The organism is Micromonospora sp. CA-249363 (assembly GCF_050950185.1).
In the GTDB taxonomy this organism is placed as follows: Bacteria; Actinomycetota; Actinomycetes; order Mycobacteriales; family Micromonosporaceae; genus Micromonospora.
Window position 1 is genome coordinate 4,639,949 of the sequence record NZ_CP192020.1, and the last position, 26,063, is coordinate 4,666,011.

General features: G+C 71.5%; 17 protein-coding genes. 9 read left to right on the forward strand and 8 right to left on the reverse strand.

The window, feature by feature from the left end; genetic code table 11:
- Nucleotides 1-3: 3 nt before the first annotated feature.
- The gene (locus ACQPZK_RS20790; RefSeq protein ID WP_433534608.1) at nt 4-723 is read right to left on the reverse strand and encodes a hypothetical protein; all 720 of its coding nucleotides are present in this window, start codon (nt 721-723) and stop codon (nt 4-6) included.
- 149 nt (nt 724-872) lie between these two features.
- On the opposite strand from ACQPZK_RS20790, the gene ACQPZK_RS20795 reads away from it, so the two are divergent.
- From ACQPZK_RS20795 to ACQPZK_RS20810, 4 genes are all read left to right on the forward strand, one after another.
- Nucleotides 873-1,532, forward strand: coding sequence for a hypothetical protein (locus ACQPZK_RS20795; RefSeq protein WP_433534609.1), 660 nt, complete (start codon nt 873-875; stop codon nt 1,530-1,532).
- A 2-nt stretch (nt 1,533-1,534) separates the two neighbouring features.
- Nucleotides 1,535-3,934: a hypothetical protein gene (locus ACQPZK_RS20800; RefSeq protein ID WP_433534610.1), complete on the forward strand. Its 2,400-nt coding sequence runs from the start codon at nt 1,535-1,537 to the stop codon at nt 3,932-3,934.
- A gap of 157 nt (nt 3,935-4,091) precedes the next feature.
- Nucleotides 4,092-4,418: a WXG100 family type VII secretion target gene (locus ACQPZK_RS20805; protein ID WP_433534611.1), complete on the forward strand. Its 327-nt coding sequence runs from the start codon at nt 4,092-4,094 to the stop codon at nt 4,416-4,418.
- Nucleotides 4,419-4,443: 25 nt separating this feature from the next.
- Nucleotides 4,444-4,767, forward strand: coding sequence for a WXG100 family type VII secretion target (locus tag ACQPZK_RS20810; RefSeq protein ID WP_282260662.1), 324 nt, complete (start codon nt 4,444-4,446; stop codon nt 4,765-4,767).
- A 55-nt stretch (nt 4,768-4,822) separates the two neighbouring features.
- Here ACQPZK_RS20810 and ACQPZK_RS20815 read toward each other — a convergent pair whose 3' ends face one another.
- The 3 genes from ACQPZK_RS20815 to ACQPZK_RS20825 form a co-directional block, all read right to left on the reverse strand.
- The gene (locus ACQPZK_RS20815) at nt 4,823-6,823 is read right to left on the reverse strand and encodes a hypothetical protein (RefSeq protein ID WP_433534612.1); all 2,001 of its coding nucleotides are present in this window, start codon (nt 6,821-6,823) and stop codon (nt 4,823-4,825) included.
- Nucleotides 6,824-6,977: 154 nt separating this feature from the next.
- The gene (locus ACQPZK_RS20820; protein ID WP_433534613.1) at nt 6,978-14,294 is read right to left on the reverse strand and encodes a hypothetical protein; all 7,317 of its coding nucleotides are present in this window, start codon (nt 14,292-14,294) and stop codon (nt 6,978-6,980) included.
- A gap of 8 nt (nt 14,295-14,302) precedes the next feature.
- Complete coding sequence (locus tag ACQPZK_RS20825) at nt 14,303-15,847, reverse strand: S8 family serine peptidase (RefSeq protein WP_433534614.1); 1,545 nt, start codon at nt 15,845-15,847, stop codon at nt 14,303-14,305.
- Nucleotides 15,848-16,054: 207 nt separating this feature from the next.
- Here ACQPZK_RS20825 and ACQPZK_RS20830 point away from each other — a divergent pair, with 207 nt between their 5' ends.
- The 4 genes from ACQPZK_RS20830 (at nt 16,055) to ACQPZK_RS20845 (ending at nt 19,366) form a co-directional block, all read left to right on the forward strand.
- Entirely contained in the window at nt 16,055-16,882 is an 828-nt protein-coding gene (locus ACQPZK_RS20830; RefSeq protein WP_433534615.1) for a hypothetical protein, read from the forward strand.
- Between the two features lies 1 nt (nt 16,883).
- Nucleotides 16,884-18,074 (forward strand): sensor histidine kinase, encoded by a 1,191-nt coding sequence (locus ACQPZK_RS20835; RefSeq protein ID WP_433534616.1) that lies wholly within the window; start codon nt 16,884-16,886, stop codon nt 18,072-18,074.
- The gene (locus tag ACQPZK_RS20840; RefSeq protein WP_433534617.1) at nt 18,071-18,742 is read left to right on the forward strand and encodes a response regulator; all 672 of its coding nucleotides are present in this window, start codon (nt 18,071-18,073) and stop codon (nt 18,740-18,742) included. The genes ACQPZK_RS20835 and ACQPZK_RS20840 overlap by 4 nt, the downstream gene beginning before the upstream one ends.
- Nucleotides 18,743-19,045: 303 nt before the next feature.
- A complete protein-coding gene (locus tag ACQPZK_RS20845; protein WP_433534618.1) occupies nt 19,046-19,366 on the forward strand; it encodes a hypothetical protein in 321 nt (106 codons plus the stop codon).
- Here ACQPZK_RS20845 and ACQPZK_RS20850 read toward each other — a convergent pair.
- Complete coding sequence (locus ACQPZK_RS20850) at nt 19,363-19,938, reverse strand: sigma-70 family RNA polymerase sigma factor (protein WP_433534619.1); 576 nt, start codon at nt 19,936-19,938, stop codon at nt 19,363-19,365. The two genes, ACQPZK_RS20845 and ACQPZK_RS20850, sit on opposite strands and share 4 nt — an antisense overlap.
- A 175-nt stretch (nt 19,939-20,113) precedes the next feature.
- Nucleotides 20,114-22,708 carry a hypothetical protein gene (locus tag ACQPZK_RS20855; RefSeq protein ID WP_433534620.1) on the reverse strand — a complete coding sequence of 865 codons (2,595 nt, stop codon included), beginning with the start codon at nt 22,706-22,708 and terminating at the stop codon, nt 20,114-20,116.
- A gap of 135 nt (nt 22,709-22,843) precedes the next feature.
- Between ACQPZK_RS20855 and ACQPZK_RS20860 the strand changes: the two genes are divergently transcribed.
- Nucleotides 22,844-23,509 (forward strand): LuxR C-terminal-related transcriptional regulator, encoded by a 666-nt coding sequence (locus tag ACQPZK_RS20860; protein WP_433534621.1) that lies wholly within the window; start codon nt 22,844-22,846, stop codon nt 23,507-23,509.
- Here ACQPZK_RS20860 and ACQPZK_RS20865 read toward each other — a convergent pair.
- On the reverse strand, nt 23,506-25,335 hold the full coding sequence (locus ACQPZK_RS20865) for a hypothetical protein (RefSeq protein ID WP_433534622.1): 1,830 nt from the start codon (nt 25,333-25,335) through the stop codon (nt 23,506-23,508). The genes ACQPZK_RS20860 and ACQPZK_RS20865 overlap by 4 nt on opposite strands.
- On the reverse strand, nt 25,328-26,044 hold the full coding sequence (locus ACQPZK_RS20870) for a hypothetical protein (protein ID WP_433534623.1): 717 nt from the start codon (nt 26,042-26,044) through the stop codon (nt 25,328-25,330). Before ACQPZK_RS20870 ends, ACQPZK_RS20865 begins: the two co-directional genes overlap by 8 nt.
- Nucleotides 26,045-26,063 lie beyond the last annotated feature (19 nt).

Here is a 26,063-nt window from a genome sequence, read left to right on the forward strand (position 1 = left end):
CCGCTAGAAGGTCTCGGTGATCGGACCGAACAGGCGGTCCTCGTTCTTCGGGGGTTCCGGCGGCGGAGGCGGCTTCTGGTCGTTCGAGGCCTCGGCCTCGTCGTCGAGTTCCTCCGGCGGAAGCGGCTTCCAGTCGATCGCGTTGGCGAAGTCCTCGAACATTCTGGTGTTCGTTTCCTCGACACTGCTCATTACCGATGCGGCGCTCGCGGCGACGGACGACATCTGCCCGATGACGCCGGGCGTGTCACCCAGCGGCTGGATCTTCTGCCCGAAGAGGCGCTTCTGGACCTGGTCGAGCTTGTCCTGGAGCTCCTTGGCCGCGTCCGCCGAGTCGCCGATCCACGACAACTTGAGCCCGTCCCAGATCTGGGCGATCGTGTCGAACGCGCCAGCGATGGCGTCCAGTTTCGCCGGGACGCTCCCGTACGAGTACCCGCCTTCCGACCCGGATTCGTCGATGTTGCGCAACGGGTTCTTGATGAGCGTGTCGGTGTCGTCGCCGGTGGGGACGTGCATGGTCCCGTCGTCGTCGATCCACAACCCCCGGGGCGGGACGTTGACACCCAGATTCGTCCTGCTGCCGCCCGGGATGCCCTCGGGGACGACGAAGTCGAGCGACCGGCGGTAGAACGTGGCCTCGTAGACATCGATCGGGTACATGCTGATGACCTGCCCGCCGTCGTAGTTCGCGGGCGCACCTTCCTGCGGGTTTCCGGCCACGAGTCTCTCCCGGCAGGCATCGGAGTCTGCGGACCAGCCGACCGTAGCAGCGACACCAAGGACAACCGTCAGCCTCGGATCGGTGCACGTCACGGGTCCTGGAAAACGGGACGTTGGCCGGACGCGTCGGCGTTGGTAATAGTCGACGGATGGCGGACGAGACCCTCCAGGACCCCGGCCAGACGGGCTACGGTGACGAATACCTCACCGACAGCGAATTCAAGCTGCCCACGGTGTCGGTGGCCGACGGCTTCGACCCGAGCAGCCTGGACAAGACCCTGTCGCTGACCGGCGACAACGTGATAAAGCTGTCCGACGAGGCGCCCGGTTCCGGGCCCGAGCCTGACGTGCCCACGACGTCCTACCTCAGGGTGCGACCCAGCGACATCAAGGATCTGGAAAAGACCATCATGATCGAGCTGGACAGACAGGTCGGCGACTACCCCGCCTTCAAGGACCTCATCCTGAACACCGCGGGCTGGATATTCCTGGTCTCCGACCCGGAGGAGATGAAGGCGTACACGACGACCGCCAACGGTCAGGAGGGCGGCAGCTACGGCGCCCCGTACAACCCGGAGAGGGAGGCGCAGTTCAAGGACCCGAACCCGGAATCCACCCAGGCGGTCGTGGACAGTCAGAACGCCCTCGTCCGAGCCGTCGCCGACGCCTATCAACTGGTCGGCCAGATGACCGCGGTGCTCAACAACGCGGCCCAGAACTACGTCCACGCCGACAAGGTCGTCTTCGAGGACGGCACGAACGTCGACGACGTCCTGAAGCCGCCCACGCCCAGCTACCCCGTCGACTGACGATGGCCACCAAGACCCTCGCGGACGGCACTGTCGTCGAATACGCCGACGACGGATCGGTGCTCCGGCAGACCTCGCCGGACGGCTCCGTCTACAGCGGCTTCGACGCCGATGGTCGCGCACACCACCTGGAGATCCCCGGTTCGGCGGGTCAGCCGGCGAAGTCGGCGGCCATCACCTACGACGGTGACCACACCATCTACACGTACACCGACCGGTCGGTCGTCACCTACGACGGCAGCGGCACGGTCCTCGAGGAGAGGACCGCCGACGGCAGCGTCTACACCAGGTTCGACGCCGACGGCAAACCCCATCACGTCGACATTCCCGCCAAGGACGGCACCCCCGCCAGCTCCGCCGACATCGCCTACCACGGCGGCGACACGGTCTACACGTACGCCGACGGTACCGCTGTCACCTTTGACAGCGCCGGAACGATCCGGGAGGAGAAGACCGCCGACGGCAGCGAATACACCGAGTTCGACGCCGCGGGGCGACCGCACCACATCGAGATCCCGGCCGGGAACGGCGACCCGGCCTCGTCGGCCTCGATCGCGTACGACAACCCGTACACGATCTACACCTACGCCGACAAGACGGTGCTGAGGTTCCAGACCAGCAACAACGAGTTGGTCAGCCAGACGATGCCGGACGGCACCGTCTACACGAGGTTCGACGCGAGCAACCGGCCACAGCACGTCGACGTGCCGCCGTTCGGAGGAAAGCCGGCCACCTCGGCCGACATCGCGTACGGCGACGGCACGGTCATCTACACCTACGCCGACAAGACCGTGCTCACCTACGACGAGGCGACCAACGAGCTGATCACGCAGAGGACGGCGGACGGTCTCGTCTACTCGCAGTTCGAGGACGACAAGCCGCGGCACGTCGAGATTCCGCCGACCGACGGCAGGCCGGCCACCTCGGCCGACATCAGCTACGTCGACGGCCACACCGTCTACGCGTACGCGGACGGGCCGGTTGTCACCTACGGCGCGGACGGCACGACGGTCCTCAGCGAGAAACTGCCCGACGGCACCGTCTACAGCGAGTTCGAGGGCGGAAAGCCGCATCACGTGGAGATGCCGTCGGCCAACGGCAACGCTCCCACCTCGGCCGACATCACGTACGACGGCGGCAACACGATCTACACCTACCCCGACGACACGGTTGTCACCTACGGGCCGGACGGCACGACGATCCTCAGCGAGACGATGTCGAACGGGATGGTCTTCACCCGCTTCGACGCCGAGGGCAACCCGCACCACATCGAGATTCCGCCGATTGACGGGAAGCCGCCCACGTCGGCGGACATCAGCTACGACGGCGGCAACACGATCTACACGTACCCCGACAAGACGGTCGTCACCTACGGGCCGGACGGCAGCACGGTCCTCACCGAAAAGATGCCCGACGGGACCGTCTACAGCCGGTTCGACGCCGACGGCAACCCGCAGCACGTCGAGATTCCCGCGCAGAACGGACGGCCCGCCACCTCGGCCGACATCACGCACAACGACGGCCAGGCGACCTACACCTACCCGGACGGGACGCGCGTCACCTTCGACTCGGCGTCCGGCGAGCTGGTCAAGCAGCAGATGCCGGACAACTGGACGATCTTCTACACCGACGGCAAGCCGACGAGCGGGTCCAACTCGTCCAGCGGTGAGACCCTCACCATCACGTCGGACGGTAAGGGCGGATCGATCTGGACGTACTCCGACGGCGGCCCGAAGATCTGGATGAACGCCGACGGCAAGCCGTACAAGGAGGTGGCCAACGACTGGACGTTCACGACGTTCGACTCCCAGGGGCGGCCGATCGACGGCTATCTCCGCGATCGGGACGGCTCGATCACCACCGTGCACGTCGACTACGACGTCAACGGCGCCGGCGACACGAAATGGATCTACACCCACGACGGCGAGACCACGACCGTCATCATGAACCCGGAAGGGGTCCCGCTCTCCCAGACCAACCCGAACGGCGTCACGTTCACCTACGAGGTCGGGATGCGGGAGCTGCTCGAGGCGATCCAGAAGGTGTCCGACCAACGCGACATCATCAACGAGAATCTGCGGGCGATCGGCAACCAGTTCCTGACCATCCACGGCACCCTGTGGCGCAGCCCGGGCAGCGACCACTTCCACGGGCACGTCGACGACTTCATGAATCTGTCGCGGAGCGTGGCGAGCGTGCTGTCCGAGGCGGTCCGGCGGATGCAGCTCTCGTACAACAACTATGTCGACGTGGAGAAGTCGGTGCTCACCACCCTGACGCCGATCCCGGTGGAGGGTTCCTCGACGACCGGCTTTCAGACGCAGTCGTCCGAGCCGCCGGAGTTCAGTCTCAACCTCGGCCCCGGACCCGCGGTGAACATCCCACCGCGTACGGCATCGTGAGGACCGTCCCCCGGTCCGGGCTGGCCCGACGTCCACGTCCAGGGATGTCGGTGTCCCGGAAGCGGCCACTGTCGGACGCGGGCAACGACATGCGAGAGTCGGCGGCGTAGCCGGGGTCGCCCCGGAGGACTCGGACGAGACGTGGCGGGAGAGGCCGATGGCGCAACCGATCGGAATTACCTTTCAGATGCTCCAGGAAGGCAACAAAGCGTGCCTGCAGACGGTGACCGACGTCAGCGGTGAACTGGCCAGCATGCGCTCCTACGTGTCCGATCTGGCGGCGCAGTGGCTCGGCGCTTCCTCGAAGCAGTACCAGAACCTGATGAACGACTTCGACAGGTACGGCCAGATGCTGAACGACTCGCTGACCGGCATCGCGGACGGCTTGCAAGGCAACTTCCACAACTACACCACCACCGAGGCGGCCGTTGAGTCGCAGTTCAAGGACGTCAACGAAGCCCTTCCCCAGGCGAATCTGAACTGACCGAACGAGCCGACGGAGGACCACCATGACCGACCCCACGGGCAGCAACCTGCGGGTGCCACCGGAGCTGGAGTCAGCCGGCAGCCGGATGGCGAGCTACGCGGAGACCATCGAGAGCCAGCTCATCGCACTGCGGAACAAGCTGGACCCGTTGAAGGACTACTGGCAGGGCCCGGCGCAGTCCTACTACCAGGATCTCCAGCACGAGTGGAATGTGGCCGCCGACGGCCTGCTCGGCCCGAACGGCGTGTGCGGTGAGATCGCCTCCTCGCTGAACCTGGCCTGGAACAACTACACGGACTGCGAGTGGGCCAACGTGAAGACCTGGACCACCTCGGGCGGGCGCTGACCGCGGGCGGGAACGCCGGCCATCCCCCAGCCGGCGTTCCCGCCCGCGGGTAGCGTCACGAGTCCGGGCATTCCAGGACCGCTGTGGCTACCGCACTGATGTTCTCGAACTGACTCGGCTGTTCCCGGGCCAGCCGGGTGAGCCGCTCGGTCCAGTTGCGTCGCTCCCGACTGGCGAGGCCGGGGAGCCTGCCGCGCAGCTTCCGGACGGCCTCCGTCGCCTGCTCCCTGGTGATCTCCCCGGTCATCAGCCGGCCGAGCGTCGTGGTGACCGTGTCGCTCACCGGGTCACCCAGCCCCGTGCCGGCCAGCGTGGCGAGGTGCGGCAACGCGTCCAGCACCCGTGCCGTGTCCGGTAGGCCGAGAATCGGGTCGAGCACCGCGCCGTACTCCCGATCGGCGGCCGCCAGATATCTCATGGTCTCGTCCAGCCGGTCCTGCCCGGCCAGGTGGAGGAGGGCGTCGTGCCCGGCGTACCCGCCGACCTGGGCGGCCCGCGCCGCGACCTCGGCATGTTGGGCGACCAGTGCGGGCCCGGGGCTGGCGACCAGCGGCCGCAGGCCGGCGGTGAGTGGCTGAGACAGCAGCGTCGCCACGGCCGCCGTCGGTGCGGCGAGCGCGGCCCGGCGACCCCGCCCGGCCGCTTGCAGCGCCTCCCCCGTAATCTCCTCGGCCGCCGGGCCGTGCGTCCCGCCCGGGTGGCGAACAGTCCACGGGATGCCGAGGAACAACGTGTCCCCGGTGGCCGCCCCCGGATCCTGCCGGAACAGCGACGCTCCGGCCCGGTCCAGGATCGGCAGTAGCGCGTCCGGCGTGGTCCGGGCAAGGTTCACCAGCGCCGGCACCACGCCGTCCCAGCCGATCTGGTCGATCCTCCTCTCGGCTGCGGCGACCACCCCGTCGGCCAGTGGCCGTCCGGGCACCGGCGGGCGCAGCACGAGCACCGTCTGATCGACCGTGGACGCGGTGAGGATCAGCCGCCGCAGGTCGTCGGTGAGTGGCAGCGGCTCGCCGACCGCCTCGACCGCGCGCCGGGCCCCGTCGGCGATCGTCCACTCAGCCAGGACGTCCACCGCGTCGCGGCCGAGCACGGACCACCCACCCAGGACCGCGCCACGCAGCCGGGCCATCGCCTCGGCGACGGTGAGGCCGGGCGGCGACGCGACGCGGACGGTCGTGGCGCCCAGCGGGGGCCGGCCGGGAGCGGCCGTCGCCGGGTCGAGAACGGCCAGCGCGCCGGTTCCCGCGTGCCGGGTGACGAGGTACGGCTGGTCGTCGGCCAGGAGCAGGGCCACCGCCTCGGGCGTCAGGGCGGACAGGCGGGCGGGCACGGCGGCGTACCCGGGAACCCGGTCGGTGGCCGCCACCCCGAGCGCGGCCGCGGCGGCGTCTCCGACGGGCAGCGCGTGCGCCCGGATACCGGTCAGCACCTCCGCGAACGCCGCCGCGACGAGTGTCGGGGACAGGTTGATGTGCACGCCGTCGTCGGCCAGGACGATGCGGGCGGACGGGTTGGGCTTGGTCAGCGCCTGCGCCACGACGGATTCGGGCAGACTCGCGTACGGGTCGTCGACCAGCGGGTCGATCGGGTGGACCACTACCGAGACGGCGTGTCCGGCGGTGGTCGGATCGCCGTGGCCGTCCAGGTACTGCACGCGGTGCCCGGACGCCTGCGCGTCGACAGCCTCGCCGACCAGATCGGTCAGCCACGCCAGGGTCGGCAGCCGGAGCTGGTCGGCACGTCGGGTCAGCTCGTCAAGCGTCAGGCCGGCGACGAGGTCGTGGGGCAACGCGATGACCATACGGTCGAGTGCCGCCCGGGGTTGCCGGGCGAGGAAGCCGGTCAGTCGTGTCCAGTCCAGCACCGCCTGCCCCGTCGGCACGACCGGCGCCAGCCCGCGCGCCGGCGGCGTCGCGTACGCCCCGGCGATCGCCGGCGCATCGCCCGGGAGAACCGGCGCAGTGCCGATCAGCAGACCGCCGGGGCCGAGGGCGATCCGTCCGTCGGCGCAGAGTTCGCCGGGCGACAGTACGACCATGGGTAGCTGGATGGTCATCAGGTGCTCCCGCGAGCGGAGTCGAGCGGAACGTCAGGTAGGGACTGGACAGACCAACATGAGGTGAATAGAGTGTGGACAGTCCGAACCCAGGGCGGGTCTTACCGCAGCCAGTTGTCGTCCGGGGCTTATTCGCCATGGGCTGGTCTACCAATCAGCAGTTGCTGGCCAGCCTATCGGAGAAGACGCGCAGCAGCGCCACGATCTCGGCGGGCAGATCTGCCTCCAGATCCTTCAGCCGCAGCAGCCACAGCCATTTGTCGGTAGCCGTGATCACACAGCCCGCGATGAGCGCCAGAGCCTGCCGGTAGTTCTCGGCGGTCAGGTCGTCCGCCCGCTCCGGCGCGATGTCGAGCAGCAGGCCCACCGCCCGCAGCAGGATGGCGTCCGCCCGGCCGGTGTCGACCTCCGCGACGCCCGGCGGGGGCCCGTCGCGCGCCAGCCGTCCCTCGGCGAGAGCCGCGGCCTGCGCGATGGTGATCTGCCGGTCCACCATCGACCGCAGCAGCCGGGTGGTCGACTCGCCGCGCTGCCGCACGTCGGCTGCGGGGTTCAGATGGTCGAGCGCGACTGTCAGCTCGGGCCGGTCCGCCAACTCCAGCACGACCTGATAGGCGCGCAGTTCCCGATTGCCCGGTTCGGCACGCACGAGCCGGTCCAGCGCGTCGCGCACCTCCGGCGTGCGCAGGTCCGCACGCTGCTCGCCCAGGTAGACCGACGCCGCAGGCCAGTCCTTCGCGGCCAGCCAGGTGGCCAGCTTCGGGGGCACCGGCGGGACGTCGAGTGGCACGAGGCGGCCGGCGGCCTGCGCACTCACCGCCTGGCCGAGCGGCAGGAGTGGTCCCGGCGCGACGCCGGGCGGCCCGGTGACCTGCCAGGCGGTGTCCATCCCGGCGCTCACACCGGTGACCGAGACGACCCGGTAGGTCTCCAGCAACCGGCTCAGGCCCTCCGTGGCTGCCGTCGTGTAGACCACCGGTTCCACCTCGGCGGCGGCGTACCGGCGCAGGGCAGCGCCGAGCGCACGCAGCTCGCTGTCGAGGGGTGAGCCGGTGGACACGTCAGTGGGGAGGTTCTCCCGCTGGGCGGCCCGCGCCTGGGCGGCCCGCTCGGCAGCGGCCCGCTCGGCGCGTTCGGCGCGGGCCAGGGCGTCACCGTTGATCAGGATCGCCGGGGCGTCGCCGGCCCGCGCGGCGGCCAGCATCGCCCGGAGCGCCGCCTCACGACCGGCCCATCCAGCCTCGTCACCGATCACCAGGACTCCCTCGACGTCCCGTGCCGCTCCGGGAGTCTTCAACGCGTCGATGATCTGCTCGCGCAGCGAGGCGGTCCGGGGCGGATCGACGATGGTTGCCGAGACTGCCGCCTCGCTGATCCGTTGCAGCACCACGCCGGGTCCGGCCGGGTCCGTTACCTCGGTCGAGACCCCGATGTACGCGTGCCGGAACTCGTCGACCAGCCGCCAGTGCTCCTGGGCCAGTTCCCACCACGTCCGGCCGGCATCGTCCCAGGCGGTCAGCAGGTCGGGAAGCCGCTTCTCGTGCCCGGCCCGGGCCGTCGGGTCGTCTCTGGCCGCCTGTGCGGTGTAGCGGGCGTCGTCCAACGCTTCGGCCGCCGTGGTGAACGCGTTTGCCGCCGCGGCGAGCCGTGCCTCCTGCTCGGCGACCGCCGAGAAGGCGGCGACGCGGCCGGGCTGCTCGGAGCCGGCGCGGTCCGGCTCGGCCGGCAGGTGCATGGCGATGCGGGCGTCATGCAGGCCCATCCGCAGCCGCACCATGCTCCGCTCGGCCGTGTCCGGACTGATCACCAGGCGCGGGCCGGAGAAGACGTCCCAGAGGTGCCGGGGCAGGGTGAGGGTGACGACAACCCGGCCCAGGTAGTCGACAGCGGCCGAACGGCTCTCCGGCTTGACGTTGCCGAGCAGGCCGCCGGTGACCTTCTGCGTGTCGTCGAGGATGTGGGCGTCGCCGGACACCGCGCCCGGGCCGCCCAGTCCGACGCCCTGGCCGGCGTCCTCGGCGTAGCCCCGACCGAACAGCACCCGTGGCGTCCGCAACGCCTGGTCCCGCTGGTTGGTGGTCGCGCTGACACCGCCGCTGTTCTGCCGCGCGTGTTCGCGGAACACGGCCGAGCTGAGGCCGCCCAGCGAGGCGCTCTCCGGCAGCAGCCGGACGTTGATGCCGACCTTCTGGCCGAAGATCTGTGTGCTGGTCACGGTGGGCAGGTCCAGGCCGTCCGCCGACAACATCTTCGGTACGCCGGGCAGCAGCATCTCCGCCGTGATGCTCTCGTGGATCAGGTGGGTGGGGGCGTACCCGGGTTTCGCCAGCCTCCGGGCCTCGCCCTGCAGCAGCGCGCCGACAGTGGCCTGGATGGCCGCGACCTGGGTCAGGTCCTCGGCGACGAACCGGGCCGGCAGAGGCATGCCGTTGCTGAGCGACCATCCGGGCGGGAGTTGCGCCGGTGCCGCGACCCGGTAGTGGGCCGGGGCCCTGATGGTCGTGCCCGGCGCGTAGGCCAGGCGCAGGTCGCCGGCCCAGCGGTCCTGGGTGACCTCGTCGTCCACTGTCAGCAGCGGATTGCCGATCTGCTCACCCCTGTCGAAGACGACGAGCGAGAACCGGACGGGCGTGGTGAGCCGGGCCTTGACTCCCCGGCCCGAGCTGAGGTCGCTGCGCAGGGTCTCGCTGCCGGCGCTGGCCGCGTTCGCCACCTGTCTGCTGTGCCCGACCGCGTCGCCGAGGCCAGCGGCGAGGTTCTCGCCGCGGTGGTTGCTGATTCCCGTTCCGGACACGCCGGCCGTGATCGCGTGACCCTGCGCCCGTTGGACCTCGCGGCTCGTCTCCGCACCGGAGACGAACTTGACGTCCAGGTCGTCGTGGTCGGCGAGGAAGCCGTCCAGGCGCGGCGGTCCGAGTGGCGTCGCGATCAGCCGGGCGTCGCGCGGGTGCTGGGTGAGCCGGCTCGGCTCGATGTGCAGGACGTCGGCGCCGCCGTCGGCCATCGACGGCAGGTGCCGGGTGATGCCCTCGGCGCTGGTCAGGTATCGCAGCCGACGGCGGTTGAGCATGGGGTCGTGCAGGCCGTCGGCGGTCAGCGACTCCGACAGCGTCCTGGCGGCCTTGATCGTCGATCGCGTCGCTCGGCTCTCCGCCCGAGCCGTGCGGGCGGCCGCCCGGCCGTTCGCGTCCCAGAACGTGATCGCGCTGGTCAGCGCCTCGGTCCAGCTGGTACCGGGCGGGGGGTCGCGCGCGACGCGGGCGAGTTCGCGGGCCACCCGGTCGCTCAGGTCGGGCGCGTCGCGCGGGTTCCAGATGCCCGAGCCGAGGCTGACGCCGTCGGTCAGTCGCACCCGTGCCCGGGTCGCCGGCTGCCACGGGGCGCCGGCCCGGCCGGAGTCGCCGTCGAGCCGGTCCAGGAGACCCAGCTCGTCGGCCACCGCTGCCGGCAGCCGGAGGTAGATCGCGTTACGGACGATGCCGTCGCGCCGCGCCCACTTGACGTGGTGCAGCCAGCTACCGGTACGCAGCGAGCTTGGCCACCACCGGAAGCGGTGCGGGTCCGTGGTGATCTCGGCGGCCACGCTCAGCCGCATGTCGAACCTGACCAGGTACGAGCGCACGGTGGCCTTGCGGTTGTTGCGGTTGCGTTCGATCGCGCTGAAGACCGTACGGCCGGTCTGGGCGGACCGGGCCCAGAGCAGCCGCTCGACCGCCGCCGCGAACAGGGTGCCGCCGCCGCTCGTGCTCGTCTCGACGCTGCCGGACTTCCGGACGTTGACACCGCCCACGGCTCGGGCGACGATCTGCTGCTCGTTGGTGCGCACGCTGTCGCGCTCGACCGAGCTGACGGTGGCCGTCTCGGTGGTGATCGTCCCGTACGCGGCGAGGACGTGCGCGTTGAACAGGGACGCGGCCATGGCCAGGTCGCTGGCGGCGCCGTGGTCCCCGGGCGTGAACTTGTCGAACTGCCAGTGCCCGACGAGCATCGCGCGGACGGTGGCGGCCTGGACCTCGTCACCCAGCTCGCCGATCAGTCCGGCCCAGACCGGCATCCCGTCCCGCATCGCGTCGACCCCGCGCAGACCGTGCAGCTTCGTGCGGGAGACCCGGCCCGTCGTATACCGCTGCAGGTCGAGGAAGGCGTCCTTGGCGAGGTCGATCAGGTGCGCGCCGGCCGGGAATGCCTCCACCGACAACCAGTCAGTGATCCGCACCCTGCCGCTTCCGGCGTCGGCCGGCGGGAGACCGTCCACCCAGTCGCGCAACGTCCCCAGCGGCAACTGGGTCCGGCGGTGCACGCCCAACGGGTCCGGCCGCGGTTCGAACACGGCCGGGGCGTCGATCGCCTCGGCGAGCACGCTCGACCTGTCGAACAGCACCGTCACCGGTTTTGTCTCGACCATCCGGAAGCGGGTCATCGGCCGGCCGCTGGGCCCAGGCGCCTGCTCCGCGGTGACTGCGCGACTACCGACGCCCGGCCGCGGCAACCGCTGCCGGTAGACCCGGCCGACACGCAGGCGCGCGTGCCTGTCCCAGGCCACGTGCCTGCTGTACGCGTACACGTCGGCGGTCAGTTCGAGGTTGTTGTCGAAGGCGGCCGAGTCCGGGGTGCCGCCATGGAGGCGGATCTCCTGCCCGGCGCGACTCGCCCCGCCCCGCCGGCCGAGCCGGAACCGTCCTTCGGCGGATCCGCCGAGCGACAGCGCGGCCGTCACCGATCCGAGGAACCGCAGGATCACGCCGCCTTCGACCGCACCGATGATCCGGACCTGACGTCCCGCAACGACCTTGTGCTGCTCGCCGTCCACCCGCACGGTGCGGACCGCGACTCCCTTCTCGATGCCCCGGTAGGTGAACTGCCCGGTGTAGCGCTCCCGTACGTGGATGACGATGTGCCGGCTGCCCCACTTCTTCGTCCGGGTCAGTTCGATGACCTGGCCGGCCTTCAGGCCGCTCCCCTGGCCCTGCCGTCGCCCTGCCGGGGTCAACACGCGGTCCAGCATGGACCGGTTGTGTTGCCGCTCCAGGGCGGCGCGGCTGCTGTACATGTGGCGGATCCGGGTCGGCTCCTCGAAGCGGGGCAGGAAGCCGCCCTCGAACCGGCGCACGAACTCCTGCACGTCGAGCGAGAACTGGAGGAACTGGCTGAGCCCCTGGGTCGTCGACCGACCGCCGGTGAACGCGTACGGCGGGACGTGCGGGCCAGCGGCGGCCGGCTGTTCGGGACCGGCCGGCTGCTCGGCTCCGGCGCCGGCCGCCCTCGGTTTCATGTGCCGCAGGTCGGCCGTCGGCAGGTGGCCGAGCACGACCAGGCGCAGCGTGATCGGGCCGACCGCCCCGGTCGAGCCCATCCGGGTCATCGGCAGCTCGCGCAGAGCCGGGGTCACTGTGACGTCGAACCGTAGCGCGACAAGCGTGTCCGGGATGTCCTTGAACTCGGTGCCGGAGCGGGACTGGCTACTCGACGAGGCGGAGGCGGCCATGGACCGGACCAGGCCGCCGAAGACGCGGAACTGGACGTACCCGCCGATCAGGCCCCAGCGCAGCGGCACCACGGACACGCCACCGCCGACCCGGCTGGTGTGGGTGACCTTGCGCGTCGCGTGCAGGCCCGGCTGCGTACGGAAGGAGGCCTTTGCGATGTCACCGATCGGCGTGCCCGCCGGTACGGTCGCGGTCAGCTCGAGGCTGAGCGCGTGGGCGCCGTGGCGGCTGCGGACGGTCGGTGGGTGCGCGCCGCCGTCCAGGGACGGGATCAGCAGGCTCAGGATCGAGCGGCGGTCGAGCAGGTCGCGGACGTTGTTCGCGCCCATCGTGCCGGGCTGGACGGTCCCGGTGGTATAGAGCCGGTTGATCAGCTCCTCCTGGACGTCGTGCCAGCCGGTCAGGCCGGTCCCGTCGTCGGCGACCTCGTCGGCGAAGCCGGCCCGCAGGATGCGCAGCGGCGTGAACTTCTCCACCAGCAGCGATGTCAGGTGGGCGCCGATCTCGAACTCCTGCTGCTGTCCCGGCGTGACGACGGCGATGTCGTCGACCGCGCGGTAGTGCACGGTGGCTGTCACCGGGGTCCCCGGCGTGGCGTCCGGCGGCGTCAGCGGCCCGCGGACGTCGGTGACCGACACCCGGAACATGGTCGGCGCGCCGACCAGGTGCGAGCGGCCGCCGCTGCGGATGTTGTGCGAACTGGTCAGCTTGGAACTCGCCTCGATCGACTCGATGGGTCGGGAGAGCACGCTCTCGACAGCCACACCACCCCCGGGGCCGAGCCGGCCGGGCACTAGGGCGCCGACGCCGATCGAGCCGCTGACGCCCACCGTGGCGACCGACCTCTCGCCCAGTGCGGCGTCCAGTCGGGTGTCGTACTTGGCGTGGTCCTCCTCCTGCGGCACCCGCTCGGCGTGCGCATCGTCCCGGTCCGGCCTGATCGACACTCGGTGCCAGTGCAGGGTGCCGTCGCGGACGTCGAAGCTGCGCCCGTCCGGGAAGAACGAGAGTGGGTCCTCCCGTAGTGCGGTGGTGAGTTCGGACAGGTCGGGAACGGTCAGCAGCGCACCCGGCAGCGCGTGCCGCCAGGTGGCGTTCATCCGCCGGATGACGGCCTCGCGGACACTCGTGGTCAGCCCCTGCACCAGGTCGTCGAGGTCGGTGATCGAGTCGACCTCGTCGAGCAGTTCCGGCATGTCGGCGTACAGGCCGGGCAGGTCTGTCCGCCGGCCGGACTGCGCCGCGCCGGGGTCGAAGGGCGCGACAAGGCCCGGTTCTTCGCCGACCAGCCGCAACAGCCTCTCGGTCGTGACCGGCATGGCGGAGGCGGTCAGTCCGGCACTGTCGGTGGCGTCCGGCAGGCCGTGCCGGACGAGGTGCACGGCGGCGGCGAGCGCCGGCGGCGGCACCGGCCGCCCGGCCAACCGGTCGAGCAGATCGCGCAGCCGACGGCCGGGGTCGAGTTCGGCACCCCCGGCGATCTCCACCGCCACCCGAATCGCTTCGCGGGCAGCCACGTGGGTGGCCGGCAACACCCGCACGGCTGTGGCGTCGGTCCAGCCGGTCTCCCGGCCCTGATCGTCGATCGGCACGAACCGGCCGTCCGGTACGCCGCCGGGCGGCCCGGGAATCCGGTCGATCGGCACCTGCGCCTGGAGCCCGTAGACCTCGGCGTATCGCAGAGCGGGCGCCGGGTCGGTGGCCAGCGACTCGGCCACCGGCCCGTCGGACAGCGCGCCCGGCACCACTACCAACTGCTGCCGAAATGCCTGTCCGTCGAAGAACCGCTGCGCCAGGGCCGAAAACGGCTCCTCCTCGAGCAGCACGACCAGCCGGGCATCGGCCGGCGTCGGCAGGTCGATCGCCCGCTGCAGCTCGGCCGGGTGCTCGACCTGGGTCATCGACCGACCGGTCAGCACCAGGCCGCCGGCCGGCAACGGGATGACCTTGATGTCCGGACACCCGTCACTCCTGGGAGCCGTCATCGCCTATCTCACTTGGCGGCAGGCGCTTCCTGTGGAACAGGCCACGGCGGCGCCGTGGTCTTCTCGTCGTCGGCGCCCGCGGTGTTGGCGCGCAGCAGCCGGCGCATCCGGACCACCATCAGCACCAGCGCGCCGAGCAGCACCAGACCGATGACCAGCAGCAGGACGACCCGCCCGGTGCCGGAGGTCACCGACGGCCCCCGGTCGGGGCCACCGACGTCACTGGCCACCAGCGCGGCGGTGACCGCGGCCGCCGGGTCCATCATCTTGACCCCACCGGTCCCGGCCTGAACGGTCTGCGCGACACGCTTGGTCACCTCGCCGGCGGGCAGGTTCGGGTACGCGGAGCGGATCAGCGCCGCCTCGCCCGCCACGAAGGCCACGGCGTACTGGGTGCCGGTAGCCTGCACCACGCCGTCGCCGGTCATCCCGAGCGTTCGCACCCGGCCGCCGGGGGCGTGCACGTCCACCGACCCGGGCCGGTACGACGCGATCGGCTGGCCGTCCTCACCGACACCGCCCACCCGCAGCGTGCCCTCGGGTGGCAGCGTGGTCCCGGCGGCGGCCGGTACGCCTTCGGCGGGGGCGGCGCAGACCACCACGACGTCGTGCTCGACCGCCTCCTTGATCGCGGCGACGACCGTGGGGTCGGCGGTGTCGACGTAGGCGCCCAGGGCGATCACCGTGGCACCGGACGCGGTGGCTACCGATATCGCTGTCGCCTCGTCCTCGGCGTGCGCGTTGGCCGCGTTGGTCACCACACGAATGGGCATGACGATGGCGTCCGGCGCGACGCCGCCCAGCGCACCGTCCTTACCCGGTTGGGCCACGATGATGGCGGCCATCCCGGTGCCGGTTCCCAGGCAGTCGATGTCGCCGCGACCGTTGCCGGAGACCACGTCGACGCCCTCGGTCACATGGCCGGCGAGCGGCGTCAGACTGCCGTCCACACCGGAGTCGATGATGGCCACCAGCTCGCCCTCGCCCTTGGTACGGGTCCAGGCGGTGGAGGCGTTCACCATCTGCCGGGCCCAGTCGGGGGCCTTACCGGCCGGAGTGCCGGTCGCGCAGCCCGACCCGGCCGGCTTGGTCGCGGGGGGTGGTGCGCTGGGGCTCACCGCCGGTTTACCGCCTTGGCCCTGGTTCGCCGGAGGTTTCGGGTTACCGGACGATCCGCCGTTCGCCGATCCACTGGGTGCGGGCGTCGGCATCGCCGTCGGCAGGACGCCGTTCTGGACGCCGGCACCTACCGCATCCCAGGGCAGCACCACCCGCCAGCCGGGGTTGAGCTTGGCGGGATCAGTGAGCACCTTGCCGTCGGCCTGTTCGCGGCCGATGTTCAGGTTGAAGATCTCGACCGATCGCGCCTGCGAGCCGAGGAAACGGGTGGCGATCTCGGAGAGGTTCTCCGGGGAGCCCTGGTAGGACGTGGTGACCGTGTAGTACTTCACGAAGGAGTCGTCGGCGCGGGCCGGTGACACCGCCAACGCCGTCACCATGGCAGTGATCCCGGCCACTGTCGCGGCCGAGCGAATCCGGCGCCTGATGGTCATGTACGTGTCCCCTTCACCGGCCCGTTCGGTGGTTCCGCAGTGGACGACGAAACCGGACGCGATTGTGTTCAACTCCATGGTCGATTGCCTCGGGGCGTGACCACGAGAGCGCTCCCATGCCGGCGGTCGTACTGTTTGCGGACGTTGTTCGGCTTGGGTACCGTGTGGCCGTCCGCGCTTCGGCATTGCCCCCAAGGAGTCCGAGCGGTGCACAGCAACTCCGCTCCGGGTGTCGACGGCGAGCCCACCACGCCCGCCCTCGTTCCCTCGGGGCCCGCCGACGATTCGTTTCGACGACTCCTGGGGAACCCGCCCGATCCGGTGACCCGATTCGGCTTTCGCCACTGGCTCGGCCTGCTGGCGCTGGTGGGCACGACCGCTGTGGCCGCCGTCGTGATGCCCACCGTGCTCACCACGGCCGCGCCCGACGCCGACCGCCCGGTGGCGATGCCATCCTCCGTCGCGCCGTCGGCGGTTCCGCCTCCTGTGGCGCTGCCGTCCGCGACAACGTCGTCTCCGAACGCGCGGGCACCGAGCCCCGGGCCGGCCGGCACGGCGGACGACCGCGGCAGCACCGCGTCGGCGCCCGGTACGACGGCCGCTGCCACCGCCCGGCCTCCCACCACCAGGCCGGCCCGACCCGACCCGGGCCCGGGCGGGACGACGGAGAGGTTCAGCGGCATCACCGTGGAGGCGGAGACCGGCTCGCTGAGTGGGGGCGCGTCGGTGACCGCCTGCGCCGCATGCCGGGGCGGCGCGCGGGTCAGGTACCTCGGCCGGGTCGACATACGCGTCACGATCCCGACGCCCGGGGCGTACGACGTGACGGTGTTCTATGGGGTGGTCGGCGCCCGGAAGCTGGACATCTCCATCAGCGGCGGCTCGCCCATCCCGACCCAGACGGTGAGCGGCACCAGCTGGAGCACCCCGACCAGCGTGACCGTGCGGGCCACGCTCCCGGCCGGTCCGGTCGACATCGGCCTCCATGCCGCCGCCGGCAACGCGCCCGACATCGACGCAGTGGCGATCTCCTGACATGGCCCGACTCGCCGCCGCCGGCGCGGTGATCCGCGCGGTGCTGATCGGTCGTCTGGTCGTCCTGATCGCCACCATCCTGGCCAGCATCCGACTGGTCGACGACCCGCACCGTCCGGCGCTCGCGTTGGCCCTGGTCACCGGCGTCACCCTGGCGCAGCTCTACGTGATCAGCCGGCGTCCGGACATCCTGCGTCGCCGGCTGACCGTGCTCGCCGTCGAAGTGATCATGACGCTGTCGGTGCTGGTCGTCGGCGGCCCGGGCTTGGCCTTCTTCGGTCACGCCCTGGGCACCTGCCTGATCGCCGGTGCCCTGCTCGGCGTCGACGGGCTGCTGCTGTGTCTGGCCCAGGCCGCGCTCGGGCTGGGCATGGTCACCCAGATGTCGCGTTCCCTGGGGCCGGACGCCCGCTCGCTGCTGGCACCCTTCCTCATCGCCATCCCGGTCGCCGACATCGTCGCCGGCCTGGCCGCTGGCGCGCTGACCACCGGCCTGACCCGCTACATCGAGCTGTCCGTCGAGGTCGCCCAGGCGGCGCAGCGGTCCGCCGCCACCTCGGAACGCGCCCGCCTCGCCCGCGACCTGCACGACTCGGTGGCCAAAACGCTGCGTGGGATCTCGTTCGCCGCAGTCGCCCTGCCGTCGTCGCTCCGTCGTCACCCCGACCTGGCCGAGCAACTGGCGGCCACAGTGGTGACCGGTGCCGAGACCGCGCAGCGGGAGGCCCGGGAACTGCTCTTCGCCCTGCGCCGAGACGTACCCGACAATCCGTTCGTGGACACCGTGCGGAACGTCTGTGCCGACTGGACGACGACCAACCGGGTGCCGGTGTCGCTCGACCTGGCCCAAGTCGAGCCGACGCTGGCGGCCCGCTACGAGCTAGCCCAGATCCTGTCCGAGGCGCTGCGCAACATCGCCCAGCACGCGGGGGCCAGTCGGGTGCGCGTCGAGCTGACCGACGAGGGCGGCTGGATCCGGCTGAGCGTTCACGACGACGGCGTCGGCTTCGTCCTGCCGCACGACCTGTCACAGCTCGCCATGCGCGGTAGCTTCGGGGTGGTCGGCATGTCCGAGCGGGCACGGACCATCGGCGGCCGACTCACGGTGACCTCGTCCGCCGGTGGCGGCACCACCGTCGCGGCGACCACGCCGAGCGCCTCCCACATGGAGCCGGAGGTGGTCGACCGATGATCGATGTGCTGATCGTGGATGACAACCCCATCGTGCGCATGGCGATCCGGACGTTCCTCGCGACGGCCGACGAGGTACGGGTGGTCGGCGAGGCCTCGGACGGCCGCTCCGCACTGGCCACCGCACAGCGACTCCGCCCCAGCGTGACACTGCTGGATCACCGGATGCCGATCGCGGACGGGCTCAGCGTCGTCGCCCTGCTGGCCGAGCACTCGTCAGTGCTGGTGCTGACCAGCGACTCGGACCCGCAGCTGATCGCCAGCATGCTGCGCCGCGGCGCCCGCGGCTACCTCGTACACGGGGAGTTCGACCCACCCGAGTTGCTGCGCGCGGTGCGCTCGGTGGCCGCCGGTCACGGCTGGCTGTCCCCTGCCGTCGCGGCGGTGACCATCTCGGCGCTGCGGGAGCAGGCAGCCGGCGAGCGAGCGGACGACGAACGGGCCGACCGGTTACGTCGCTCCCGGGAGGGCTTCGGGCTCACCCGCCGCGAGCAGGACGTTCTGGACCTTCTGTGCGCGGGGCACTCGAACGCCGCCATCGGCCGCCGTCTGATGATCAGCGAGAAGACCGTGAAGAACCACCTCAACCACGCCTTCGCCAAGCTCGGCGTGCGGAACCGGACCGAGGCGGTGCTGCGGTGGTCGGGGCAGCAGAACCCGGCCCGCTGATTCCCGACAGAAGCCGGACGCCGTTGAACCCGCCGGCCCACAATTCCGTCGTGTAAACAGCGGCGGAACCTCCGCTGCGGCCGATGCGTTCGCAGCGCGCCACCACACGAAACCGAACGGCATGCATTGACCATGGCCTTTGCGTCGGTTGACCCGGCCGCCGGACCGCGCCGCGGCCCGATGTCCGCTCCCGATCCGTCCGGCCCGCCCGGGAGCCCGATAGACGTCCTCGTCGCGCACCCGGAACAGAGTGGCCGGGACGTTCTGCATCGCCTGCTCGACCGAGGCGCCGGGTTCTCAGTGGTGGCGGTTGCCGGCACCGACGCCGCCGCGAGCGACGCTGTCGATCGACTGCGTCCGTCGATAGTGGTGATCGACGACCGGATGTCCAACTGGCGGTTGCTGGCCCGGCGCGCCCGGGTCGTTCTGCTCACGGGCGAGACCGACATTCACCGGCTCGGCACGATCCTGAGCGGCCCGGCCTCGGCCTACCTGACCTGGAACCACTTCGACCCGGTCGACCTGCTGGGCGCGGTCCGAGCGGTGGGTGACGGCTTGGCCTGGCTCTGCCCGGTCGCCGCCTCGGCTGCCGCCGCCGCGATGCGTGGGGCGGAACTCCGCTAACCGGTGACGTTTCCGCCGATGATCTCTCGTACGGTGCGCAGCGCGTAGAAGGACCGCGAGCGTACGGTGCCCTCGGGGATTCCGATGGCCTCGGCGGCCTCGGCCACCGACGCGTCCCGGTAGTAGAGCGCCACCAGGACCGTGCGGTGTTCCGGGGTGAGCTGGAGCAGCACGTCCCGCAACACGGCCCGCTCGACCAGGCTGTCGAAGGTGTCCTCGGGGGCCCGCACCCAGGTGACGTCCTCCCCGCACACCTCGACCGGCCGCGACTGCCGTGCCCGGGCGGCGTCGATGGCCAGGTTGCGGGCCACCGTGAACAGCCAGCGGCGGACCGAGATCTCGTTGTCCGGCAGCTCGGACATCTTGCGCCAGGCCCGCAGCATGGTCTCCTGCAGCAGTTCCTCGGCCGCCTCGGCATCCCCGCGGGTCTGCCGGAACAGGAACCGGCGCAGTGGCCGGACGTTGGCCGTGAAGATCTCCCGCATCCGGCGGTCGTCAGCGGACGGGTCGGATCGTTCGGCCGGATCGTCTCCGAGCCTCCGGTCGACAGTGGCGCATGCGTGCCCAACCATGAGTGGCCTCCTCGCCTGGATCGGTGAGGACGCTAACGATCACGTGGGTCCCGGTTCCTGAGCCGAAAGGCCCAGAAGGGCCCAGGTCGAGCCCCAGTTCGCGTGAATACCGGCCGGTAACGCCGAACCGTTATGAACGGCTGTGGTCAGCGTCGGTTCTTATTCGACGCGGTTCTCATTCGACGCGGGCGAGGAAGTCGGCGAGCGTCACCCCGTCGAGACCCTCGACCACTTTCCAGCCCGACCGGCCGGGCGCGAGTGTCTGGAGCACCGTCACCTTGTGGAAGTCGCGGCTGTGCAGAACCAACCCGATGCCCTTCTGGTCCAGCATCGCCGCGGTCGACCGCACCGACTGCAACGGCGCGAGCTGAGCGGCAGCCGCGCGTACGTCGATGGCCTGCCGCCGGGGGACCCGCAGTCGCAGCAACCGGTGCCCGGCCTTTGCCCGTGGCTTGGCCGCCAGGATCGCCAGGGTGCCACCGTCGGCAGCCACCCGGGGCCCCGGAAGCAGGAGGTACGCGGTGCCGTCGGCCGCCCGCGGCCAGCGGGGCACGTCGGCCGGCAGCCCCTCCACCCCGTGCCGCGCGCCGGAGCAGCGCAACCGCAACGGCTGTTGGCCGTCGAACGGCGTCTCCGGCCGGTAACCACCGTTCGGATCGGGTAGGTAGCCCGCCACCACCCGGGTGCGGTCGAGCAGTCCTCCGGGCAGCAGGTAGGACTCGCGGACGTTGAGCAGCAGCTGGAGCGTCGGCGGAACGTGGACGTCGATCGACGACAGGTCCACTGCACCTGCCGGGTCGACCCGCACCCGGACCAGGCTCTCCCCCGGTCGCAGTGACTCGGCGGCGGGTGGACGCAGCAGGCCGACCGCGAACAGGTCCGGAGTGGGCAGCCCGTCCTCCACGACCCGCTCCGGGCTGGTCCTGGCCACCACGTAGAGGTCGACGGGGTCGGCGTTGACCCGGGGGCGGTCGCTGAGCCAGTAGATGCCGTGCCGGAGACGCAGGCGCGCGGAGTGCAGTTGCGGCGTCGCCCCGGCGGGTGGCAGCGGACGCGGGGGCGGGCCGGACGTATCGGGTTCGTGGCGGTCACCGGTTGCCGGAGCCGTCGCCACACCGCTCGGAGCGCGGTCACCGGTCGCCGGATCCGTCGCCGCGCCGCTCGGTGCGCCATGCCCGTTCGCCGGAACCGTCGCCGCGCCGCTCGATGCGCGGTGACCGGTCGCCCGCGCCCAGTCGTCGCGGCTGGTGGCGGCGAGAGGCGGATCCGGTTCGGTCAGCGGCAGTGGGCCGGCCGGGGCCTCCGGCACCGCTCGCCGGGAGACGGCCGGTGCAGGTCGGCTGACGCCGGTCGGGGCGGGCACCAGGATGCCGTCCACCGAACGCCACCGGGTGTGGTCCCCCGGGGTCAGCCTCTCCCAGGCGCGCGGGCGCCCCCGGCCGTCGACCGCCTGGGGCGCGCCGCCGGTCACGGTGAAGTCGGCTTCCGGTGGGAGCACCCAGACCTCGGCCCGCAACTCCTCGGAGAGGCGGCGTCCGTAGTGGTGCAGACGGGCGGCGACCGTCGCCGGGTAGGTGGCCAGCAGCATCAGGTCCTCGCCCTGCCAGCCGACCGACCGCAGCACCACCTGCAACTCGCGGGGGCCCACGACGTGCGGCCCCGAGGCGCCGTACTGGACCGCCCAGCGGCCGTCCGGCACCACCGTCAGGTCCACGGGGAAGAGGCCGTCACGCCGCTTCAGCGCGGCGTAGCGATCGCTGGCCCCGCGCCAGCGGCCGGGTTCCACGCTGATCAGCGGAGCTCCGTCGGTGGAGATGGTCAACACCGCGCCGGCCGGCGACAGACGACCGTCGGCATCGGATACGAAGCGCGGTGGGCCCGCCAGCGAGGGGACGTAACTGCGCCAGGACGACGGGCCGCCGTCCCGGCCGGTCGCGCTCAGGTCACGGCAGCTGTCCAGCACCTCGGTGGTGGCGTCCGGGGCCGGCGCCCAGACGATGGCACCCGTCGTCTCGGCGAACCTGCGCAGGTTGTGGTCCAGCCGACCCTGCTCCGTCCGGTCCGACGGCCAGGTGACCCACATGCGGACCTCGGTGCCGTAGAGCGGCAGCTCGGCCAGTGAGGCGGCCAGGCGACGACCGTCGGCCACCTCGTGCCGGCCGGTGTAGTCGCCGATCACGAACCCGCCGGACCGCACCACGGCACCGATGGTGGTCAGCTCCGCGTGCCCGGCGAGCAGCGTCGCCGCGGCCGCCCGGCGGGCCACAAAATCGGCCCGGGATGCCAGCATGACGCCGCCCGGGAGCGGCAGGCGGACGGGGCCCGTACGCTCGCGCACCGTTCCGTCGCTCGTGTCGTACCAGCCGGGCAGCTCGGTGGCCATCGACGGCGGCTGCACCACCTGCCAGTCCGCCCGGCGGCCGGTGACGGCGTCGACGAACGTCGGCTCGGCCGAGTGCACGGCCGACCAGCTCGGTTCGCTCCCAGCCGGGGTGATCAGCACGTCCCGGCCGAGCAGGGCGGCCAGCTCGTCGAAGATCGCCCGGTGCCGGCCACCGCCGGCCAGCAGGATCCGGACGTCGTCCCCCGCTCCTCCGGTACGCCGGACCAGCTCGGCCAGATCACCGGCGTCCAGCGGTTCGGCGCCTCTGGGCGTCCGCAGATCACCGTCCGGACCGGGCACGAGTTCCAGGTCGAACAGGCCGTCCAGCCGCCGGTGAGCGGGCCGGGACGCGTTCGCCACGAGCGCGGGCGGCCGTCCGGCCGTCACGCCCGCCCCGGTCGGGCCGCTGGCAGTCTGCACACCTGATTCGACGGATGAACAGGCCGTCTCTTCTCAACCGATCCGGGACCGGATTGAACACCGCGACCGGAGTGCTCGTCGTCGTGGGCAAGGGAGGTCGTCGTGGGCGAGAGTCTGGTAACGGTTGCGATCGTGTGCGAGCACCCGATGGCACGGGCCGGCCTGGAGCAGGTGGTGCGGAACTGCCCCGGGGTGACACTCGGCGTCTCGGTGGCGACGGCGGAGGGACTGAACCAGGCCCAGCCGACCGGTGAGGCGCAGGTCATCGTCATCGACCTGCCGCCCGGCCCGTACCGCCCGGTCCTGGAGATCGTCGCCAAGCTGGCAGTGATCGGGTGGCCGCTCGTGTCGTCCACGTGGGACCAGCCGCCCACCGCGCTGGCCGCGATCCGGGCCGGCGCGCGCGGGTTGATCACCCGCCGCTCCGACCAGCGCTCCGTCACGCACACCCTGCGTACGGTGGCCGAGGGCGGTGTGGCGGTGGCGCAGGACCTGTCCGAGCGTTTCCTGGCCGAGGTGTCGGGGGCAACCGAGGGCGACGACGGCGGGCTGGCCCCGCGTGAGGTGGAGACGCTGCGCTGGATCGCGCTCGGCCTCACCCACACGCAGATCGCGACACGGATGGGGCTGTCACCGGCCACCATCGACACGTACGCCAAACGACTGCGCGCCAAGCTGAGCGTCAGCAACAAGGCCGAGCTGACGCGGGTCGCCATCGAGCTGGGGCACCTGGCTCCGGAGCAGCGGCGCCGGTACCCCGTCCGTTAGGGCAGCCCCACCCGGACGGACCAGCGCGACGGGGTGACCTCTCCGATCACCACAGGGGTGGGGCCGCCGGACGCGCGCGAGAGGCGGGCGGCGGCGATGTCCGGGCCGCTCAGGCGTCCGCAGACGACTATCCCGGGCGACTGCAGGCCACGTGTGTCGGCCATCGTGGGCACCCGCCGACAGCCGTCGGGTAGCGCCTCGCCGAGAACATCGTCACCGACCACGGCGACGCCACGGCCGTTGTCGAGGAGCTGACGGATCAGGCGCAGGGCGTACCTCTCGCAGTCCGGTAGGTTACCGGTCACGGTCAGCACGTCGGGGCAACGACCCAGGTCGACATGGAGACGCTGGCCGTCCCGGTCGCCGAGCACGACCCCGAGCGTGGCCGCCGGGCCCGCCTGACCGACCAACCGCCAGTCGTACGGCCTGTCCGGACCGTCACCGGCGACACCGACCAGGGAGACGGCGACGCGGTGGCCGTCGACGACCAGGTCGGCGGTGAGGCCGTCGGGCGACAGTCCATCGGACGACGGGCCTTCCGACGGTGGCCCCTCCGGCAGCGGCCCTCCCGGCAGCGGACCTTCGGGGGGCACGTTCTCGGACTGGGTGGTCGAGGGCTGACCGGCGTCGGCTTGGCCGGTGCCGGGGGTGGCGACATCGTCGGCGGAGGAGCGCGCGGCGGTGAGAGGCGCACCTGCTTCCGGCACCGCTGCGGACGTCGGCTTGTCCACCGGCGTCGGCCCCTCGACCGGCGTCGGTGTTGCGGCTGCCTTCGGTGCTGCGGCTGGCGTCCGCTTCTCCGCCGGCGTCGGCTTCGTGACGGGCGTCGGCTTCACGGCCCCCGTCGACGTCGTGGCCGGCGTCGGCTTCATAGCCGCCGTCGACGTCGTGGCCGGCGTCGGCACCGTTGTCGGAGGCGATGTCCCGGCCGTGGGCGTGGTATCGGTCGGGTCCGCCACGTCGGTGGCGTCCGCCCTGTCCGCCGGCTTCGTACCGGACGGCAGACCGTGCGGTGGCGGTTCCGCGCCGAGGGCCGGCCATTTCCCGCTCGCGAGCCGTTCGGGTGGGCCCGACCGACCGGTGACGCGGACCGTCGGCGCGGTGGCCCCGTCCGCACGCTCCGCACCGGCCGGTCGCGCCGACGCGGGCGTTGTGGTCGGTGTGTCAGAGGACTCGGCGGAGACGGCCGGCCCGGAGGAGAGCGCGGGCCCGGACGACACGTCCGGCTTGCCGGACAAGATTGGTACCACCAGGTTCTCCGTCGGTGGCGGCCCGGCGTCCGCAACGGCAGCCGTCGGCACGGCCGTGACCGGGGCCGATGCCACATTCCTGCGACGGCGGCCGTGCAACCCGATGACCAGCATGATGAGCAGCACGATCGCCAGCGCCATCGCACCGAAGAGGAGCATCGGATCGCGCTCCCCCGGCGACGCCGGAGCCGCCCCGGTGTCGGGCGACGTCGGGGCGGGCCCGGACGGCGGTGGCGTGGCCGCTGAGGGGATCGGACCGGTACGTACACCAGTGCCCTTGGCGTCGGCGGGCAGGACGAGGATCCAACCCGGCTTCAGCACCAGCGGATCGGTCAACCGGCCGCCGTCCGGCTGGAGGCGACCCTCGTTCAGGGCGAAGATCTCCGGGGAGCGGCTGCCGTTGCCCAGGGCGCGGGCCGCGATCTGGTAGAGCGACTCGCGTTGTCCACCCGAACCGCCCGACACCACCCAGTACTTGTCGTTGGTCGACGGAGCCGCCGCAGCCGGTGCCGGGTGCGGCGTCAGCAGCGCGGTGAGCAGCGCCAGCAGGAACAGGATGGCGCGGCGCTCAGCCACCGCAGGTCACCTGCATGGCGGAGACGGCGATGCGATCGCCCGCCCGCTTGGGCACACCGCTGTTGGTCAGTCGGACCGCGAGTTCGCCGCCGCGCAACGGGAACGTGCCGCCGTCTACCCACCGGCCGGAGCTGCCGGACTGGTCGAGGGTGAAGTTGGCGTAGGCCGTTCCGGTACGGCCGGACAGCACCGCGTACTGTGCGGCGGTGGCCCAGGTGTCGGCCGGCGAGCTGCTCTTGGGCACGTACACCTGCACCCGGCACTGGCTGCCGGTGCTCGGGGCGAACCACCACTGGACGTACTGCCCCGTGTCCTTGTCGCTGCCGGAGAGCGGGATGGTCTGGAAGGTGCTGTTGCACCCGTTGGTCGCCCAGCCGCCCTGGGTGACGGTGCGCCACTGCGTCGTCCGTCCGTTGGCCTCGAACCCGTGGTCGGCCGCGCCCGCGCAGCCCCAGCCGGCGAACGCGGTGTAGGAAGGCACCCGGGCCTTCCCGTCGTTGTCGCCCCGGATGAGGCCCCAGAACACCCCGACCAGCAGGGTCAGCAGCAGAACCACCGCGGTGACCGTGATCAGCGTGGGGAACGTGACAGTACGCCGTTCGCTGGCCGGCACCGGGCCGGCGTGCTCGACGAACGCGGCCACGAACTCGCTGCGCAGGCGCACCGCCCGCCGGGCCGGGGTCTCGACGGGTTCGCTGGTATCCATCATCAGTTCCGTACGACGGACC